Genomic DNA, 17,045 nt, shown 5'->3' with positions numbered 1-17,045 from the left:
CAAAGATAAAATTACTGAAAATTTAGATTTTTATAAAGCGCTGAATTGTTTTAATGCAACACTAGTGGTTTTGCTAGACACCAGCTTGCTTTAAGAAAAACAATTGTAAAAGCAATTCTTTGTCTATTTTTCCCGTCTTCATTTCATAATCTGCTTCTGCTAGCTCTTTGATAATGCTACGCAGCAACGGCTCTTCAAATTTTCGACTTTGTTGAAGAGCAATTTTCACTCGAAAAGGATGCACTTTTAACGTTTGTGCAATTTGCTGTTGACTATACCCTTGACCAGAAAGCTGCTTTGTATGATAAATTAAGCGAAATTGTGAAGCTAGTAACGATAGAATTTTGATTGGCTCCTCATTGTTCCGAAGCAAATCTTGATAAATATTTAACGCTTCTTTTAGGTTTTTATTCATAACTGCTTCAATAAGTGTAAAAACATTTTGTTCTAACGTTTTGGCTACAAGCTCGTGTACAACTTCCCGCGTAATGACACCATTATCTCCTACATAAAGCATCATTTTCTCCACTTCATTTGTGATGATCGTAACGTTTAATCCGACAAGCTGCAGCAGGAGCTGCTTAGCATCTTCATCCATTTCCACGTTTCTTTTATGCAATACGTCTTTTATCCACTGCACTAAGTCATGCTCATTAAATTCATTTGCTTCCACATATGCAGCCTGCTTTTTTAACGCTTTTGTTATCTTTTTACGCTCATCTAATTTTTCATAAGGAGCTTGCACGATTAAAGTTGAAAAAGGTGCGGGTTGCTCAAGATAGTCCTGCAATTTACTAACATCGTGTTCTACCTTAGATTTTGATTTTTCTGCCGTTAGAAAAAAAGCATTCTTGGCAATTACCACTCGCTTATCACCTAAAAAAGGCAGCGTTTCAGCATCTTCAATTACTTGTTCAATCGGCGTTTCCTCTAAGTCATATATCGATAAATTAAACTCTTTTTCCTCATCTGATAAGGAATGTTGAATAATTTTATCTCTTGCTTTTTTCATAATAAAAGCATTTAAACCATGTAATAAGTAGACGGGTTTTATGTCCTTAGAATTGATAGTTTTCAACGAATCTATTGCCAATTTTTTACGCTCCATTCTATAGTTCTTCACCTTCTATGGTATAGGTGCGACAACGGTTTGGCAAGAATACAAAAAGGAATTGCTAAAAGCAGCAACTCCTCAGTTTATAATAAACACTAACAAATTAAGCCCTAGGTTACTTATTTGTTAATGAGTAAACCCATATAATTATCGTTTACTTTTTTGCCACAAACAATGATTGTTAACTGTTGTCATGTTAGGAAAACGCTTTATATTTTATAGATTTTTTAAAAAACATGGATTATACTGTAAATAGGAGGGGTGGCAATGAATCAATTTGAAGAAAGCGTTCAAAGTAAACGAAACGACGCAGTCGATTCGGCTGTAGGATTTATCGCATCATTTGGATTTTTTACTACCTTATTTATTATCGCAACGGTCATTCACTACTTTGGTTCATAAGTAGCTGCTAATGAATACAACCTTTATTCATTAGTTGAATCGGTAAACGAGATAGAAAATCAGCAACACTTAGCGACTGTCATCTACAGTCGTTTTTTTTAACTTGATATAGACTATGGAAGTTGGGGGTAAAAGGTTCCTTTGTTTTTTCGAAATGTATACGTGATTGCACCGTTTTCATCTGTTCGGTAAATCAAAACATCGGCTTCTTGTAACCTTTCAACCACTTCCTCATGAGGATGACCGTAACGGTTCTTTTTACCTGCTGATATGAGAGCAATTTTGGGGTTAAGTGCACGAAGAAACGCAGGTGATGTAGACGATTTACTTCCATGATGTGCAATCTTTAACACATCAGCTTGCAGCGAAGGAATAGTGCGAAGAATCTCATTTTCTCCCGCTTCTTCTAAATCACCTGTAAAAAGCCAGTTTAGTCCTCCAAACTCTGTAAACAAAACAATAGATGAATTATTGCTTGTTGTTTCTGAGCCTGTTGGTGAAAGAATATAAAAAGAAATGTCTCCTTGTTTCCAGTGATCTCCTTTCTGAACATAAGAAATCTCGCTATTCGCTTTCCTTGCTTGCTTGATAATATCTTGTTCTAAATCTGTAAACTGCTTCTTTTTCCCCAGCACCACCTGTTCAATTTTGACTTGATTCAGTAACGTGCTGGCACTTCCACCATGGTCATAGTCGCCGTGCGTAATCAATAACTTATCTACCTTTCGAATTCCTTTTGATTTTAAAACTGGCATGATAACATCCCTTCCCACATCAAACAAATCGCGACGTACTTGCCAATCTTCACTGAAAAACGGAACGCTACCTCCCGTATCAATTAAATAAATCCCTTGCCTATAGGGAAGCTCAATTAACAAGCTATCTCCTTGACCCACGTCAATCATCGTCACTTTCCCATATGGATTTACATACGGAAAAAGACATTGAACCACGAACATTAGGACAGTGACTATGCTAAAAAAAGACGTATATTTCTTGTTTTCCATAGACCATAAAACGCCGTAAATACCTATGTAAAAAAGTCCAACAACCCATAGAGAAAGCTTGCCGGTTGTTATTAAGAACACAGGAGATACATCGTGTAGTAGCTTCAAGAACCATTCGCTCAGTAATAATATATTATTTAGTAGCCATTGACCTATAGTTCCGATGGGTGAAAAGAAAAATGAAGCAATAAATGTGAACAAACAAAGTGGAAGAATGACTGTTGAAAAAAAGGGAACATAAATCATATTAAGAGGAAGGCTTAGTAGCGAAATTTCATAAAAATAAAACAATAACAGCGGTAGCGATCCGAGCTGCGCAACCAACGATACCATCAGTAACTGAGCTATAGTTGAGGTAATTCGCTTTAGAATAATCTGTGTACTAAGCGCAATAAAAAGAGTCACCACAAAAGATAATTGAAATCCCACTTGTAAAATATAAAATGGATTAACAACTACCATTAACAAAAATGCTATTGCTATGCTGTCGGTTAGACTAATCTTTTTTTGATACTGCATGCTAATTAATGCTAACATGCTCATTAACACTGCACGAATAACCGAAGGCGCCCCACCCGCGATAATAGCATACAAAGGAAGAGTTACTAATAAAATGTTTATGGCTAACTGGCGCGTAACCCCCACCCGAATCAGTATATAAAAAAACATAAAGGTCATTAAACCAACGTGAAGTCCTGAAATAGCTAGCAAATGAATAAGCCCGAAACTTTGGTAAAGCTGAAGTAAATCAGAATCGATTTGGTTTCTCTCTCCGTAAATGAGCGCTTGCATAAAAGAAGAAGCTGGCTGAGGAACAGTCTGTTTAAGGTAGTCAATTCCTTTTTGTCGATAGGTAGAAAGGGACTGAATGAGAGATAATCGTTTAGGAGGTTGGCATAAAGAGGTTGTAAAAGTAGATGCTTTAAGATTCCAGTGAATACGCTGAGTATTCATGTATGCTTTGTAGTTAAATGCATTTGGATTTCGCCCTTCTTCAAAAGAAGAAAGTTTGCCTTTTAGCATACATTGGTCATAAATCGTTAGGTTTTGAATCTGTTTAACTTCACTTTCATTTTTCATATAATACGTAACGGATATGTCCTCACCTTGAGTGCTAAAGAAAAAGCGCACTTGGCTTCCGTCAATATCAGGAATAGAAGCGATTTGACCGGTAAATATTGTTTGATTGGAAGAGATAGATGTTTGATGATGAAGTGAAAAAAGATAAAACAACCCAAAAGAAAAACCGCCAACAAGAACACAAAGGACGAAAACATACGGTGGGCACTTCAGGTATAAAAAAACCGCGTAGCTTAGTGCAAATACGAATGTAATCCATGATAGATGATAAGCTAAAAACATGGTTAACATGGAGCTAACTGCTATATATAAATAGAAACCTTTCAAGAAAGCACCTCCCATTCAAAAGAAATAGCTAGACACCAAGTGCCTAGCTTATGAAGGTTGAAACAACGAAAAGGCTTGGTCTTCTAAGCGAGCAATTTCTTTTTTGGAAAGATTACTCTGGTGAAGCTTCTCTAAAATACTGTTTACAAAGCTCCATTTTTCTTGACTGTTTAAATCAATGACAGCTTCGTTTAGCTCGACTTTTTCAAATTTTACCCCTGATTGCTCAAATAATTCAATAGCATATGGGTGATTTTTGTAGTCGTTGGCATAATAAACGGTCTTAATCCCAGCTTGAATAAGTGCTTTGCAACAGTTTAAGCAAGGAAAATGCGTGACATAAACTTCTGCATCTTCTGTTTTAACACCAAATTTAGCACACTGTAACAGAGCATTTACCTCTGCATGAATGGTTCTGACACAATGGTTATCAATGACGTAACAGCCTTCGTCTGCACAATGCACCCCGCCGCTTATTGATCCGTTGTATCCGCCTGCAATAATACGTTTATCTCTTACAATTGTGGCACCTACAGCTAAACGTTCACACGTGCTGCGTAATGCTAATAAATGACTTTGTGCCATAAAGTATTGATCCCACGAAATTCTTGTCATCTTCTACTCCCTACTTTCTTGTCTCGCTATCTAGTACATAGTGTATCGGTTAAAAGGAGATGACGTCAACGCATTCACTAATTTATTGCTATCTCTGCTTTTATTTTCTCCAATGATTTTTCGCCAATTCCTGAGACTTGTAGCAGATCTTCCACTGTTTTAAAAGGACCATTTTCTTCACGATATGTGAGAATCGCTTGCGCTTTTGACGGACCGATTCCATTTAAAGTTTGCAGGTCTTCTAACGTTGCTGTGTTAAGATTCACTACACCGCTGTCACTTTTTTCAACGCTTCCTCCACTAGCAACAGGTACTTGAGGCTCTTGACCAATAGCTGGAATATAGATGACCATTCCATCAGCTACTTTTGTTGCTAAATTTACCTGATTCATGTCCGCTTCTTTCGTAATTCCACTCGCTCTCTCGACAGCATCCTGAACCCTAAGGCCAGCCTCAAGCTCGTATACGCCTGGTTTTTGAACTTCACCTTTCACATCAACAACGATTTGAGTACTTGTAGAATCTTTTTGAGGCACGTCTCTTGTTGAAGAACTACTTTCTTGTTTTTCAGCAAATGGAAAGTCATCTCCAACCTGAGCACTCGTTTCTACCTGGGGAAATAAAACATTTGTATAAATTAAAAACCCACATACAGCTACCGAAATAAAACCCAAAATAATCCAATGTTTTTTCGATAAAGTCATGGTTTCCTCCTTAAGGGATTATGAACTAACGTCATAAATTGATTAATAATCTCATACTGTTTAGAAGAATAGGCTTTTGAAGGAGGGAAGTACAAGTGAATATAGGATTTATTGGAACAGGTAATATGGGGAGAATATTAATTGATGCCTTTATTGAGTCAAAAGCCGTACATCCTTCACAACTAACTATCACAAATCGAACAAAAGGCAAAGCAAAAACGATTCAAAAGCAGCACCGAGAAATTCAGCTGGGAGATTGTGCGGAAGAAGTTGTCCGTTCTTCACAACTTATTTTTATATGTGTAAAACCATTGGATATTCACCCCCTTTTAATAAAAATAAAACCGCTGTTAACGAAAGAACATTGCATTGTATCGATTACAAGTCCAATAAGCGTGGAGCAGCTGGAAAGCATCGTGACTACCCAAGTAGCACGAATCATTCCAAGCATTACAAATCGTGCGTTGTCAGGCGTATCACTTATGACATATGGCGATCATTGTTCATCTTTTTATCAAAATTACTTAACAAATTTATTTAGCAGCATGTCTAAAACCGTATCAATTCCACAAAACATTACAAGGGTATCGTCGGATATTGTTAGCTGTGGACCTGCTTTTTTCAGCTTCTTGTTACAGAAATTTATTGATGCTGCTGTTCAAGAAACGGAGATTTCAAAAGAAGAAGCAACCATTATGGCTAGTGATATGATTATTGGAATGGGTAAATTACTTGAAAAAGAAATTTTTACGCTCCCTACTTTACAAGAGAAAGTATGCGTAAAGGGCGGTGTTACAGGAGAAGGAATTAAAGTATTAGAAGAGGAACTTGGAGATATGTTTGTTCATTTGTTTCAAAAAACACATGAGAAGTTTGATGAGGATATCGAGCTCGTTGAAAAGCAGTTTAATTTTACGTAATCAACATTATTCACCTTCATTCAACAAAATTCCTGCTTTTTTATAAAAAAAATGAGACTGAGACATAAGTAGTTCAGCCTCTACTATACCTGAACGATTGAGAGTTCATAACTTTTAATCGTTCAGGTTTTTTGGTTGATTGTGAAAACAATGTTGGAAACATGGTGGAATGGAGCGTAGGACACTCGACTCCTGCGGGAAAGAGAGGGAAACGTGAGATCCCGCAGCGCAGCGAGGAAGCTCAGGTTCCTCCCCGCGGAAAGCGAGTGGCCGTAGCGCAATGGAACGAACGAGTTGAGACAAACTAAAGAGATGGGAACAGCTAGTGTTCGTCGTTTAGAAGCAATCATTTTGTTATGTCCCAAACTCATTTTTTTGCAGAGAAGAATATTCTTTCACTATTTTGATGAGGAAGCTCGTCTTTAAAATCAGCGCTCACTTCAACAGCTGAAAACCCAGCTTCTGTTAACCACTCTTTATAAGTAGACTCTGATAACGTTCGCTGAATATGAACCTCATCAAATCGGTCGTACGCTTCAATTTCTTCGTCATACACAAAAAATGTCATATCATGCTGAACGCTTTGATTAGCCTCATTATACTCACAGTTCCAAATATAAGATACATCATCATCTACATATGAAAATGAATTATCCCCAAAAATATTCTTAAGTTTATGCGTTGAATGAACATCAAATAACAAAAAGCCACCTGGAGCTAAATGTTCATAGACACGCATAAACGTTTCTTTAACTTGTTCATCAGTTTGTAGATAATTAAGTGAATCACAAAAGATAACGATACAATCAAACTCCTGCATCAGCTCAAGTTTTGACATATCTTGTTCATATAGCTTTAACGCTATACCTTCGTTTTGCGCTTTCTCTTGCGCAATCACCAACATATCATCCGATAGGTCAATTCCAGTTACCTCATAGCCTTGTTTGGCTAAACGAATTGACATCTCACCAGTTCCGCACCCTACATCAAGAATAGACAGCTTTTCACCCGGCTTAACTTTACGGGATACAAACTGAATCCATTGGTCATATGGAATGTCCGTCATGAGATGGTCGTATACGTAGGCGAATTGCTTATAGCTGCTCATGATTGTAATTCTTCTTGTAAGTCAACAGAAGGCGCGTCTCCCCACAAGCGCTCTAAATTATAGTAGCCACGATCGTCTTTGTGGAAAATATGAACAACAACATCACCTAAATCCACAAGTACCCAACGTGCTTCATCGTACCCTTCCATACGCTTTACCGTAATTTCATGTTCATGCGCTTGCTCTTTCACTTCTCTTGCAATAGCCTGAACCTGCTTATCAGAATTACCATGACAAATGACAAAGTAATCTGCTACGAGTGAAATCCCTTGCATATTCAATGCAACTAAATCCACTGCTTTTTTATCGTCTGCTGCTTTTACCACAAGTGATAATAAATCGCGTTCATTCATTTATGTTTCCTCCTAGAACTAATTCGTTATAAGTATACAGCGTATCTGGGAAAACTCTTTGATTTTTGCTAATCAAAAAGCTAATCGTATTTTTTAATGCTTGAAGTAGCGCTTTATCTAAGTCTTGCTCTGCAAGCTCTCTTACTTCTTCAACTCCAGGAAAATTGCGACCTGGCTCAATATAATCGGCCACATAAATCACTTTCTCTAAAGACGACATCCCTGGTCTCCCCGATGTGTGATAGCGAATAGCATTTAATATGTCCTCATCCGTTAGCCCCACTTCTTTTTCAACTAAGAATGCACCAACTGGAGCATGCCAGAGCTCTGTATTGGCCTCAAGAAGGTGAACAGACATGCTTTCATTTATAATAATCGCTTTCATTTCTTCTTTTGGTCGAAATTTTGCGTAATCATGAAAGATTGCAGCTAATTCGGCTTTTTTTATATCCACATCATATCGCTCGGCTAATTTTACGGCTGTTTCCATGACTCCCAACGTATGAATATATCTTCGTTCTGTTAACTGCTCTCTCACAACAGCTAACGCTTCACTCTGATTCATATAGCTGATTCTCCTCAATATAATGTTTTACTGATAAAGGCACATAAAAGTCAATAGGACCTTGCACTTTAATACGTTCTCGTATAAATGATGAAGAGATATCCATTTGAGGTGCTTCTACTTCCAGTATTGAATATGGAGATTTCATTTCATATCCAGGCCTCTTCACCCCTACGAATGTCACAAGCTTTTGCAACTCCTCAATATTATACCATTTTGGTAAATATTCTACCATGTCTGCCCCGATGATAAAATAAAACTGATTATCTGGATATGTTTCTTTTAAGATGCACATCGTATCAAATGTATATGATATATCGTTACGTTCGAATTCAATCGACTGAACGCGGAATTTAGAATAACCGTCAGTCGCTAAACTAAGCATATTTAAGCGATGATTGGGATCTATTTCTTGTTTCAAGGTTTTATGAGGCGGAATATGCGAAGGCATAAACCAAATTTCATCTAACTTTAATGAAAACAATACTTCATTTGCCATAATTAAATGTCCGATATGGGGAGGGTTAAACGTTCCACCAAAAATACCAATACGTTTCAAAAAATCATAGCTCCTTTTATCATATTAAGCTTCTCTCAACATGTACATATACCCTATCATACGCGTATGATAGGGTATCCTTTTCTTATCGAGGTAATACGATTTGTTTATTTTCGCGTGACTCCTTATAAAGAATGATAGTGTTACCAATTACTTGTACAACTTGAGCTCTAGCACCTTTAGCCAACTGCTCTGCTACCGTATTACGATCTTCTTCACAGTTTTGTAAAATGCTAACTTTTAATAATTCTCTCGCTTCAAGTGCATCTGAAATTTGTTGAATCATATTTTCATTCACTCCACCTTTACCTACTTGGAAGATTGGTGATAAATGATGTGCTTTTGAGCGTAAAAATCGCTTTTGTTTTCCTTTTAACATAAAAACCTCCATGATGCTTTTACTTTTCAGTAAGTTTCTTTAACACAATTTGTTCCATCTTTTTTTGGTCAGGAACGATACCTGTCCACTTTTCAAAAGCAAGCGCGCCTTGTAATACAAACATACCTACGCCATTATGACAATATGCTTGCTTTTGTTTTGCTTCTTTTAATAACTTAGTTTCTAACGGATTGTAAATAATATCACTAACAATTGTTTCTGGGCGAATATGTTGAATGTCGATTGGCGCATCCTCCACATGAGGATGCATTCCCACAGATGTTGTGTTAATAATGACATCAAATGTGTCTACTTTTTTTTCTGCTTCGTCTAATGTGATGGCTGACGCATTAGCTTGAAATGGCAACTGATCAATTAGCCTCTGTGCTTTTTCAACCGTTCGGTTACATATATAGAAAGAGGAAGGGCTATCTTTATGAGATGCTAGCGTGTAAAAAATTGCTTTAGCCGCTCCTCCCGCACCAATAATTGCAACAGCTTTATCTTTTAATGTCCCCCCTACATGCTGCAGTAGAGATGCCACATATCCATCACCGTCTGTATTATATCCAACATAGCGTCCATTTTGATTCACAACTGTGTTAACGGCGCCAATTGCTCTAGCTAAAGGGTCCACCTCATCTAAAAGGTCCATGATATCAACTTTATACGGAATCGTCACGTTAAACCCTTTAATCTGCTGCTTTTTTAGCTTTTCAACTTCAACCTTAAAGGAGTCTGGCTCAATTTGAATCGCCTCATAATGAGCGTCTATTCCTAAATTTTCAAACGCATCATTATGCATAAGCGGTGAAAGTGAATGCCCTACTGGATAACCTATTAGTCCATATAACTGCTTCAACCTATTTCCCCTCTTCTTTATATTTAAATTAGTGATTCACGTACAAATACCCCAACACCTTTTGGTGCGTATGCAACTACTTTTGTACCAGGTTCGTTTACCGTCACCCAACCAAGCCCAGAGAACACAATGTCCGTCTTGTCATGCTTGATTGTAAATTCGTGGGCAACAAGCTCAGGAAACTCACTTAGCTGCTCTGGTCTTGGAGGTTGAAGCAACTCTCCCAACTGATTTTCATACAGCGCATCTGCTTTTTCGAGCTTTGTACGATGAATAAGTAACTCGTTTGATACATAGCACGTCAATGATTTACGACCGCCACTTACATAATCTAATCGTGCCAATCCTCCAAAGAACAGCGTCTGTCCTTCATTTAGCTGATAAATTTTAGGCTTAATCTCTTTCTTTGGAGAAATAAGCTTCAAATCGCGCTTATCTACGTAATGTGCCATTTGATGATGATTGATAATACCAGGTGTATCATATAACGATGCGCCATTATCAAGCGGTACATCAATCATATCAAGCGTTGTGCCAGGATATTGAGATGTTGTAATCACATCTTTTTCACCTGTGAATTCTTTAATAATTGCGTTGATAAACGTTGATTTCCCAACATTTGTACAGCCAACAACATAAACATCTTTTCCAAATCGGTAGTGCTCAATAGCTTCAGCAACTTCCTTAATGCCTTGTCCTTTATGCGCACTCATTAAAAAGACATCTACAGGCTTTAACCCAAGATCTTTTGCAGATTTCTTCATCCAGTGAATCAATTTATTTTTCTTCACAGATTTAGGAAGTAAATCCGCTTTATTTCCAACAAGAATGACGTTATTTCCGCCTGCAAAGCGATGTAGACCAGGGAGCCAACTACCGTTAAAATCAAAGATATCTACGACCTTTACGACTAAACCATCCGTTTGGCCAATTCCATTTAGGATTTTCAAGAAGTCGTCATCTGTTAGCGATACGTCTTGAATTTCATTGTAGTGCTTTAAACGAAAACATCTTTGACAAATAATAAACTCTTTTTCAAGTGCAGACTTAGGGGCATAACCAATATCATTTGGACGCTCTGTTTGAATTTCTACCCCACAACCCATGCACTGTAGCTTTTCTTCACTCACTTTTATTCCTCCCAGTTAATCATACCTTTTCTTTTCATCCAAGCTAAAATACGTCGCTCCATTTTACGATTGAATTTTGTAATAAATCCATCCGTTTGCGCAACGGGCACAACTAAAATGGTGTATACACCTAAGCGATTTCCGCCTAGCACGTCTGTTAAAAGCTGATCTCCGATGACAACTACTTCATCCTTTTGTAGCTCCATATCACGCAGTGCTCGTCTAAATGCTTTTCTCATCGGCTTTCTTGCTTGATGAACAAATGGTAACCCTACAGGATTTGAAAAGAGCTTAACTCTCTTTTCCACATTATTCGATACAATAGTAATCTTAATACCATGTTCTTGCATTAACTTAAACCATTCGATAAGCTCAGGAGTTGCGTCAGGTCTGTCCCACTCAACTAGCGTATTATCTAAATCTGTGATAATCCCCTTTACTCCTCGCTCGATTAACTCCTCAGGCTTAATTTGCAATACACTTTTCACATGTTGGTTTGGTAAAAAAAGTTTTAACACGTATTATGCACCTCAACTATATTAATAACGTTCTAAGAACGATTTCTGCCTATCATTATAACGGGGGATATTCATTTTTCCACCAGTTATTTATATTTAAATACTACTTTTTTCATCAGCTGTTGCTTTTGTTGAAATTTCTGCAGTCAAACTATAATCATATCTTAATTTCACCAAAAAAAGAATAAAATGATTAAAAACAAATGAAAAAACCTTAAAATCTTCGATATTTTCTCAAGAAACTTTTCGACAAATTATGCTAACTGGTATTCTGTGGATAATTTTATTCACATTATCCCTTTCAATAGATTATGCATTATTGGTAATTATAAACAAAATACTCACAGCTTATCCACTTATAGTTGTGGATAACAGAACGATTGTTCTATATTTCAATTCATGATACATTATGAATAAGAATTCTATTGGGACACGAGATACTTCTTAGAATTAAAGCACCTATCTTTTTTATAGGAGGTGGCGGCATTATCATGCGAAAATTATCAGATGAACTGCTTATCGAATCATATTATAAAGCTACACAGTTGCAATTAAGCCCGGAGTTCATTCAGCTGATTGAAAAAGAAATCCAACGTCGGTCATTAAAAATAACAATTCAAATTCCATCTTAACTAATAGAAGAGCCTATTTAAGAGCAGTAAAGCTTGTCTGGTACCGTTCCTACTTGACAAGCTTCCCTCTTCCTTAAATAGGTTCTATTTTTTGCTTAGATAGCGTTAACAAGCTTTACATACGTTCCTGTAATTTTAAGATGCCAAAGTTGAATAGTTCTTTACTAGCCTCTCGTTTACGTCTAAAATGAAATTACGACCTTTTCTATCATTATGCTGTATGAGGTCATCCTCTAAAAGGAGTGAGGAACTTGTTTTTATTAGATTATCTTGATCATACAATTAAAAAGATAAAATCCCAATCAGCAAATGCTTTAACATTACTAAATTTAAGCCTTGGTAGCTTTGCCATTTTATTCATTCTACGTGATGAGTTAAAGCTCAGCCTACTGCTTATTTTTCTTGCAGCGCTAGCTGATCGCTTTGATGGGATGGTTGCCCGGAAGTTAAATATTGAATCAGAACTTGGCAAGCAGCTAGATTCCATGTGCGATATTATATCATTTGGTATTGCCCCTGCTCTACTACTATATCAAAGCATTCTATTTAGCTACGGAGCTTCAGGGGCTGTATTCGCCATTGTATATATCGCATGCGGTGCTCTAAGACTAGCACGCTTTAATATTACAGAGAACAACGGTTACTTTACAGGATTGCCCATTACAGCTGCGGGATGTTTATTAACCTTAAGCTACTTATCTGTACCGTACTTACCATCCTACGTTTTTATGTTTTTAACCATTATTTTATCTTTCCTAATGGTGAGCACATTTAAACTAAAGAAAGTATAACAAAAACCTCATGCTCGCATGAGGTTTTTGTTAATCCCAATAGCATCCAAACCAGTAAAAACCGCCGAAAATAAGTAGTAGTACAAATAAAACAACCAGTAACCCTATTCCCCATCCATATCCTCCACCGCCACAAGATGGATAACATGGATAGCTTGGATAACATCCATATCCGCCATATCCATATGACATAGTTGTCACTCCTCACATACGTATTACTCATAATTTATTCAAAAAGATAGCTTATGTATGGGCAGGTGTCCATTGTGTCTGTACTTCTCAAAAAGAATTCTATGAAACTCGCTTGTCTTGCCGTTATTTTTAACCGTACAGGCACATAGTAAGCCCGCCTAACATATAATTTAATGTCACGGCTTTATCGCTTACACTAACTGGAGGTGTGAAAATGTCAGCTATTATTACAGCGCTCGGATACTTTTTTAAAGAGTTAATATTTCTTGTGTCGTATGTTAAAAATAACGCTTTTCCCCAGCCGCTATCAGCTGCAGAAGAAAAACGCTATTTAACTTTAATGACTCAAGGAGACCAAGAAGCGAGAAACTTATTAATTGAACATAACCTTCGACTCGTAGCACACATCGTGAAAAAATTTGAAAACACGAGGGAAGACGCTGAAGATCTTATCTCAATTGGAACAATTGGTTTAATCAAAGCGATTGAAAGCTATTCTCAAGGAAAAGGTACAAAGCTCGCAACGTACGCGGCAAGATGTATTGAGAATGAGATTTTAATGCACCTACGCGCTTTAAAGAAAACAAAGAAGGACGTGTCGTTGCACGATCCAATCGGCCAAGACAAAGAAGGAAATGAAATTAGCCTTATTGACATTTTAAAATCTGAATCAGATGATGTTATTGATATGATTCAGCTAAATATGGAATTAGAAAAAATCAAAGAGTACATTGATATTCTTGATGAGCGTGAGAAAGAGGTAATTGTTGGACGATTCGGGCTTGATTTACAGAAAGAAAAAACACAGCGTGAAATAGCTAAGGAACTCAATATATCTAGAAGCTACGTTTCCCGCATCGAAAAACGCGCATTAATGAAAATGTTTCACGAGTTTTATCGCGCTGAAAAAGAAAAAAAGTAAAATGGAAAGAACAATTAATCCTCTTCCACTTTTCTTTATACACCGTTATGATGATAGCTCATCTTTTATTTTCTTCTTTAACTTTTTAGCTCGATAAGCAAAGTAAAATGCTACTAATAATAAAACAACATCTACTCCGGACATGAACATTAATTGAACAAACGTTTTTTCACCTTGCCCAATTAATACACCAATATATAAAAATGTACCTGTAGCTAACAATACATAAATAAATCGTCGATAATCTTCTATTTTTTGTTTAATTAATTTTAATTCTTTTTGATTCATAAGCTTCACCCTTCCTTTAAGCCTTTGCACTTTTCTTAGTACGTGTGGTGACTAGAAACGCTATCTTTATCGTAACATAAAGAACACCAGCACAAGGATGACAATTTATGTAAACAAAAGAGTTTGGGACATAACAAAATGATTGCTTCTAAAAGACGAACACTAGCTGTTCCCATCTCTTTAGTTTGTCTCAACACGTTCGTTCCATTGCGCTACGGCCACTCGCTTTCCGCGGGGAGGAACCTGAGCTTCCTCGCTGCGCTGCGGGATCTCATGTTTCCCTCTCTTTCCCGCAGGAGTCGAGTGTCCTACGCTCCATTCCACCCTGTTTCCAACATTGTTTTCACAATCAATCAAAAAACCTGAACGATTAAAAGTTATGAACTCTCAATTGTTCAGGTATAGTAGAGGCTGAACTACTTATGTCTCAGTCTCTTTTATTTTAAACCATTTGACAAATCTTCAATTAAATCTTCTACATCTTCAAGACCTACTGATATACGTACTAGTCCATCCGTTATTCCTAATTCTCTGCGACGATCAGCTGGAATAGAAGCATGCGTCATTTTAGCAGGTAAAGAAATTAAGCTTTCCACCGCTCCTAAACTTTCAGCTAATGTGAAGTATTTTACCGTGGTTAATAGCTTATTAGCCTGCTCCTCACTACCTACATCAAACGATACCATACCACCAAATCCTCTTCCTTGCTGTTTGGCAACTGCGTGGTTCGGATGATTTTCAAGGCCTGGATAGTAAATTTTTTGTACCGCTGGATGATTGCTTAAATAGTCGACAATTTTCTTTGTATTTGCTTCATGCTCCTCCATACGAATCCCTAACGTTTTCATTCCTCTCATGAGTAACCATGAATCTTGTGGGCCTAAGATACCTCCAGTTGAATTTTGAATAAAATGAAGCTCTTCTGCAAGTTCTTTCGAATTTACAACTGCCAATCCTGCCACAACATCACTGTGGCCTCCTAAATATTTCGTTGCGCTATGGAGAACAATATCCGCTCCTTGCTCAATTGGATTTTGCCAGTATGGCGTGCTAAATGTGTTATCGACAATCGTTACTAAATCATGTTTTTTCGCTACTTGTGCAGCTTCCGAAATATCGGTGATTTTCAATAGCGGGTTTGTTGGTGTTTCAATGTACAGTGCTTTTGTATTTTCTTTGATTTCTTTTTCGATGTTTGTAACATCACTTGTATCAACAAATGTCGCTTCAATGCCAATGCGATTTAACACTTTCGTAATCACGCGATACGTACCGCCATATACATCATCCGTTAAAATAACATGGTCACCGCTGTTAAACAACATCATAACCGCTGTAACTGCAGCCATCCCCGACCCAAAAGCAAATCCCGCTTCTCCTCCTTCGAGGTCTTTAATTAGTTCTTCTAGAGCATGCCTTGTTGGATTCCCTGTACGTGAGTATTCATAACCTTTGTGTTTCCCAACTTCTTCTTGCTTGTACGTGCTCACTTGATAAATGGGAACTGAGACTGCTCCAGTATGTTGATCTCCCACAATTCCACCATGAATAAGCTGTGTTTTACGCTTCATTATCTAAATACCTCCATCATAAATTTTTTTACTTAAATATCGTTCACTGCTGTCTGGAAAAATAGTAAGGATATTTGTACCAGGCTTAGCTTTTTGTGCTTCTTTTAATGCAGCCATAAAAGCAGCTCCTGATGAACTCCCTACTAAAAGCCCTTCCTTTGCCGCTAACTCTTGGACAGCTTTAAATGCTAAATCATCTTCAATGGTGTGAATGTCATCAAAGTAGCTTGTATTGATATAGTCCGGTACAAATTCCATCCCAATGCCTTCTGTTTTGTGAGGACCTGCTTGACCGCCATTCAAAATTGAACCTTCAGGCTCAACAATCACTGTTTTTATTAATGGATTTTGTTCTTTTAAATATTGAGCAGTTCCCATGAATGTACCACCTGTGCCTGCTCCTGCCACAAATATATCGATATGACCATCCAGCTGTTCATATACCTCTGGACCTAGCGTTTTGTAATACGTTAACGGATTATCAGCGTTTGCAAACTGCTGCGGGCAATATGCGTTTGGAATAGTTTCGATAATCTCCTTCGCTTTTTGAATAGCTCCTTTCATTCCCTCACTCGTAGGCGTGTGAACAACCTTTGCACCAAGGGCTTTCATAAGCTCTTGTTTTTCAATGCTAAACTTTTCAGGGATACATACAACAACGTTTAAATTGTATGGAATAGCTGCTAAAGCAAGCCCGATTCCCGTATTTCCTGCAGTTGGTTCAACTATTGTCCCACCATCAGTAACTTTCCCTGTAGCTAGGGCTCTTTCAATCAGCTCTTTTCCGAGACGATCTTTAATACTTCCTCCCGGGTTAAAGTATTCAAGCTTCGCAAACAATCGTACATCTTTAGGAAGCGCGAATTTTGTAATTTCAACGATGGGAGTTTTTCCAATTAACTCATGGATACTTTTTACGACTTCCATGATGCCAACACCTCCCTCTATAAATGTTGATTTATCAACGGTTTGAGCCGTTGGTGGGGTGTCAAAAAAATATTTTTCG

The 17,045-nt window shown here is 37.4% G+C and carries 23 protein-coding genes; 6 read left to right on the top strand and 17 right to left on the bottom strand.

Annotated features, from left to right (window positions below; translation table 11 throughout):
- Window positions 1–73: 73 nt before the first annotated feature.
- Window positions 74–1,108, bottom strand: a complete 1,035-nt coding sequence (gene holA / locus AC1UFB_RS01415) for a DNA polymerase III subunit delta (RefSeq protein ID WP_283880277.1) — start codon at window positions 1,106–1,108, stop codon at window positions 74–76.
- A 273-nt stretch (window positions 1,109–1,381) separates the two neighbouring features.
- Between holA and AC1UFB_RS01410 the strand changes: the two genes are divergently transcribed.
- Complete coding sequence (locus AC1UFB_RS01410; protein WP_025911668.1) at window positions 1,382–1,516, top strand: YqzM family protein; 135 nt, start codon at window positions 1,382–1,384, stop codon at window positions 1,514–1,516.
- Window positions 1,517–1,629: 113 nt separating this feature from the next.
- On the opposite strand, the gene AC1UFB_RS01405 is transcribed toward AC1UFB_RS01410, so the two are convergent.
- The 3 genes from AC1UFB_RS01405 to AC1UFB_RS01395 form a co-directional block, all read right to left on the bottom strand.
- Complete coding sequence (locus AC1UFB_RS01405; protein ID WP_062954400.1) at window positions 1,630–3,930, bottom strand: DNA internalization-related competence protein ComEC/Rec2; 2,301 nt, start codon at window positions 3,928–3,930, stop codon at window positions 1,630–1,632.
- Window positions 3,931–3,978: 48 nt separating this feature from the next.
- Window positions 3,979–4,545 carry a ComE operon protein 2 gene (locus tag AC1UFB_RS01400; protein WP_100346801.1) on the bottom strand — a complete coding sequence of 189 codons (567 nt, stop codon included), beginning with the start codon at window positions 4,543–4,545 and terminating at the stop codon, window positions 3,979–3,981.
- Between the two features lie 77 nt (window positions 4,546–4,622).
- A complete protein-coding gene (locus tag AC1UFB_RS01395; protein WP_100346800.1) occupies window positions 4,623–5,249 on the bottom strand; it encodes a helix-hairpin-helix domain-containing protein in 627 nt (208 codons plus the stop codon).
- 95 nt (window positions 5,250–5,344) lie between these two features.
- On the opposite strand from AC1UFB_RS01395, the gene comER reads away from it, so the two are divergent.
- Window positions 5,345–6,169, top strand: coding sequence for a late competence protein ComER (gene comER / locus AC1UFB_RS01390; RefSeq protein WP_061784769.1), 825 nt, complete (start codon window positions 5,345–5,347; stop codon window positions 6,167–6,169).
- Window positions 6,170–6,333: 164 nt separating this feature from the next.
- Complete coding sequence (locus tag AC1UFB_RS01385; RefSeq protein WP_239428637.1) at window positions 6,334–6,477, top strand: hypothetical protein; 144 nt, start codon at window positions 6,334–6,336, stop codon at window positions 6,475–6,477.
- Between the two features lie 59 nt (window positions 6,478–6,536).
- On the opposite strand, the gene AC1UFB_RS01380 is transcribed toward AC1UFB_RS01385, so the two are convergent.
- From AC1UFB_RS01380 to AC1UFB_RS01345, 8 genes are all read right to left on the bottom strand, one after another.
- The gene (locus AC1UFB_RS01380) at window positions 6,537–7,277 is read right to left on the bottom strand and encodes a class I SAM-dependent DNA methyltransferase (RefSeq protein WP_138116617.1); all 741 of its coding nucleotides are present in this window, start codon (window positions 7,275–7,277) and stop codon (window positions 6,537–6,539) included.
- Complete coding sequence (gene rsfS / locus AC1UFB_RS01375) at window positions 7,274–7,630, bottom strand: ribosome silencing factor (protein WP_025911675.1); 357 nt, start codon at window positions 7,628–7,630, stop codon at window positions 7,274–7,276. The genes AC1UFB_RS01380 and rsfS overlap by 4 nt, the downstream gene beginning before the upstream one ends.
- Window positions 7,623–8,195 carry a bis(5'-nucleosyl)-tetraphosphatase (symmetrical) YqeK gene (gene yqeK / locus AC1UFB_RS01370; protein ID WP_100346798.1) on the bottom strand — a complete coding sequence of 191 codons (573 nt, stop codon included), beginning with the start codon at window positions 8,193–8,195 and terminating at the stop codon, window positions 7,623–7,625. The genes rsfS and yqeK overlap by 8 nt, the downstream gene beginning before the upstream one ends.
- The gene (locus AC1UFB_RS01365; protein WP_025911679.1) at window positions 8,182–8,754 is read right to left on the bottom strand and encodes a nicotinate-nucleotide adenylyltransferase; all 573 of its coding nucleotides are present in this window, start codon (window positions 8,752–8,754) and stop codon (window positions 8,182–8,184) included. Before AC1UFB_RS01365 ends, yqeK begins: the two co-directional genes overlap by 14 nt.
- Window positions 8,755–8,839: 85 nt before the next feature.
- Window positions 8,840–9,133 (bottom strand): ribosome assembly RNA-binding protein YhbY, encoded by a 294-nt coding sequence (yhbY, locus tag AC1UFB_RS01360; RefSeq protein WP_025911680.1) that lies wholly within the window; start codon window positions 9,131–9,133, stop codon window positions 8,840–8,842.
- 19 nt (window positions 9,134–9,152) lie between these two features.
- Window positions 9,153–9,995: a shikimate dehydrogenase gene (gene aroE, locus AC1UFB_RS01355; RefSeq protein WP_061786500.1), complete on the bottom strand. Its 843-nt coding sequence runs from the start codon at window positions 9,993–9,995 to the stop codon at window positions 9,153–9,155.
- Between the two features lie 23 nt (window positions 9,996–10,018).
- Complete coding sequence (gene yqeH / locus AC1UFB_RS01350) at window positions 10,019–11,125, bottom strand: ribosome biogenesis GTPase YqeH (RefSeq protein ID WP_025911683.1); 1,107 nt, start codon at window positions 11,123–11,125, stop codon at window positions 10,019–10,021.
- Window positions 11,126–11,127: 2 nt separating this feature from the next.
- Window positions 11,128–11,643 carry a YqeG family HAD IIIA-type phosphatase gene (locus AC1UFB_RS01345; protein WP_025911685.1) on the bottom strand — a complete coding sequence of 172 codons (516 nt, stop codon included), beginning with the start codon at window positions 11,641–11,643 and terminating at the stop codon, window positions 11,128–11,130.
- A 491-nt stretch (window positions 11,644–12,134) separates the two neighbouring features.
- Here AC1UFB_RS01345 and AC1UFB_RS01340 point away from each other — a divergent pair, with 491 nt between their 5' ends.
- The gene (locus AC1UFB_RS01340) at window positions 12,135–12,275 is read left to right on the top strand and encodes a sporulation histidine kinase inhibitor Sda (protein WP_025911687.1); all 141 of its coding nucleotides are present in this window, start codon (window positions 12,135–12,137) and stop codon (window positions 12,273–12,275) included.
- Between the two features lie 251 nt (window positions 12,276–12,526).
- Window positions 12,527–13,066 carry a CDP-diacylglycerol--serine O-phosphatidyltransferase gene (gene pssA / locus AC1UFB_RS01335; protein ID WP_025911688.1) on the top strand — a complete coding sequence of 180 codons (540 nt, stop codon included), beginning with the start codon at window positions 12,527–12,529 and terminating at the stop codon, window positions 13,064–13,066.
- Window positions 13,067–13,096: 30 nt separating this feature from the next.
- On the opposite strand, the gene AC1UFB_RS01330 is transcribed toward pssA, so the two are convergent.
- The gene (locus tag AC1UFB_RS01330) at window positions 13,097–13,258 is read right to left on the bottom strand and encodes a hypothetical protein (protein ID WP_167556103.1); all 162 of its coding nucleotides are present in this window, start codon (window positions 13,256–13,258) and stop codon (window positions 13,097–13,099) included.
- A gap of 214 nt (window positions 13,259–13,472) precedes the next feature.
- On the opposite strand from AC1UFB_RS01330, the gene sigK reads away from it, so the two are divergent.
- Entirely contained in the window at window positions 13,473–14,180 is a 708-nt protein-coding gene (gene sigK, locus AC1UFB_RS01325; protein WP_100346797.1) for an RNA polymerase sporulation sigma factor SigK, read from the top strand.
- A 45-nt stretch (window positions 14,181–14,225) separates the two neighbouring features.
- Here sigK and AC1UFB_RS01320 read toward each other — a convergent pair whose 3' ends face one another.
- The 4 genes from AC1UFB_RS01320 to AC1UFB_RS01305 form a co-directional block, all read right to left on the bottom strand.
- Window positions 14,226–14,468, bottom strand: coding sequence for a YrhC family protein (locus AC1UFB_RS01320; RefSeq protein ID WP_025911689.1), 243 nt, complete (start codon window positions 14,466–14,468; stop codon window positions 14,226–14,228).
- A gap of 180 nt (window positions 14,469–14,648) precedes the next feature.
- A complete protein-coding gene (locus tag AC1UFB_RS01315) occupies window positions 14,649–14,792 on the bottom strand; it encodes a hypothetical protein (RefSeq protein ID WP_282023254.1) in 144 nt (47 codons plus the stop codon).
- Between the two features lie 113 nt (window positions 14,793–14,905).
- Window positions 14,906–16,039, bottom strand: a complete 1,134-nt coding sequence (locus AC1UFB_RS01310; protein WP_482588350.1) for a bifunctional cystathionine gamma-lyase/homocysteine desulfhydrase — start codon at window positions 16,037–16,039, stop codon at window positions 14,906–14,908.
- Between the two features lie 3 nt (window positions 16,040–16,042).
- The gene (locus tag AC1UFB_RS01305; RefSeq protein ID WP_100346796.1) at window positions 16,043–16,966 is read right to left on the bottom strand and encodes a PLP-dependent cysteine synthase family protein; all 924 of its coding nucleotides are present in this window, start codon (window positions 16,964–16,966) and stop codon (window positions 16,043–16,045) included.
- Between the last annotated feature and the right edge of the window lie 79 nt (window positions 16,967–17,045).

Source organism: Priestia sp. KCTC 13724 (genome assembly GCF_056820425.1).
The sequence above is the reverse complement of the archived record's forward strand: the minus strand, read 5'-3'. Positions and strand labels throughout refer to the sequence as shown.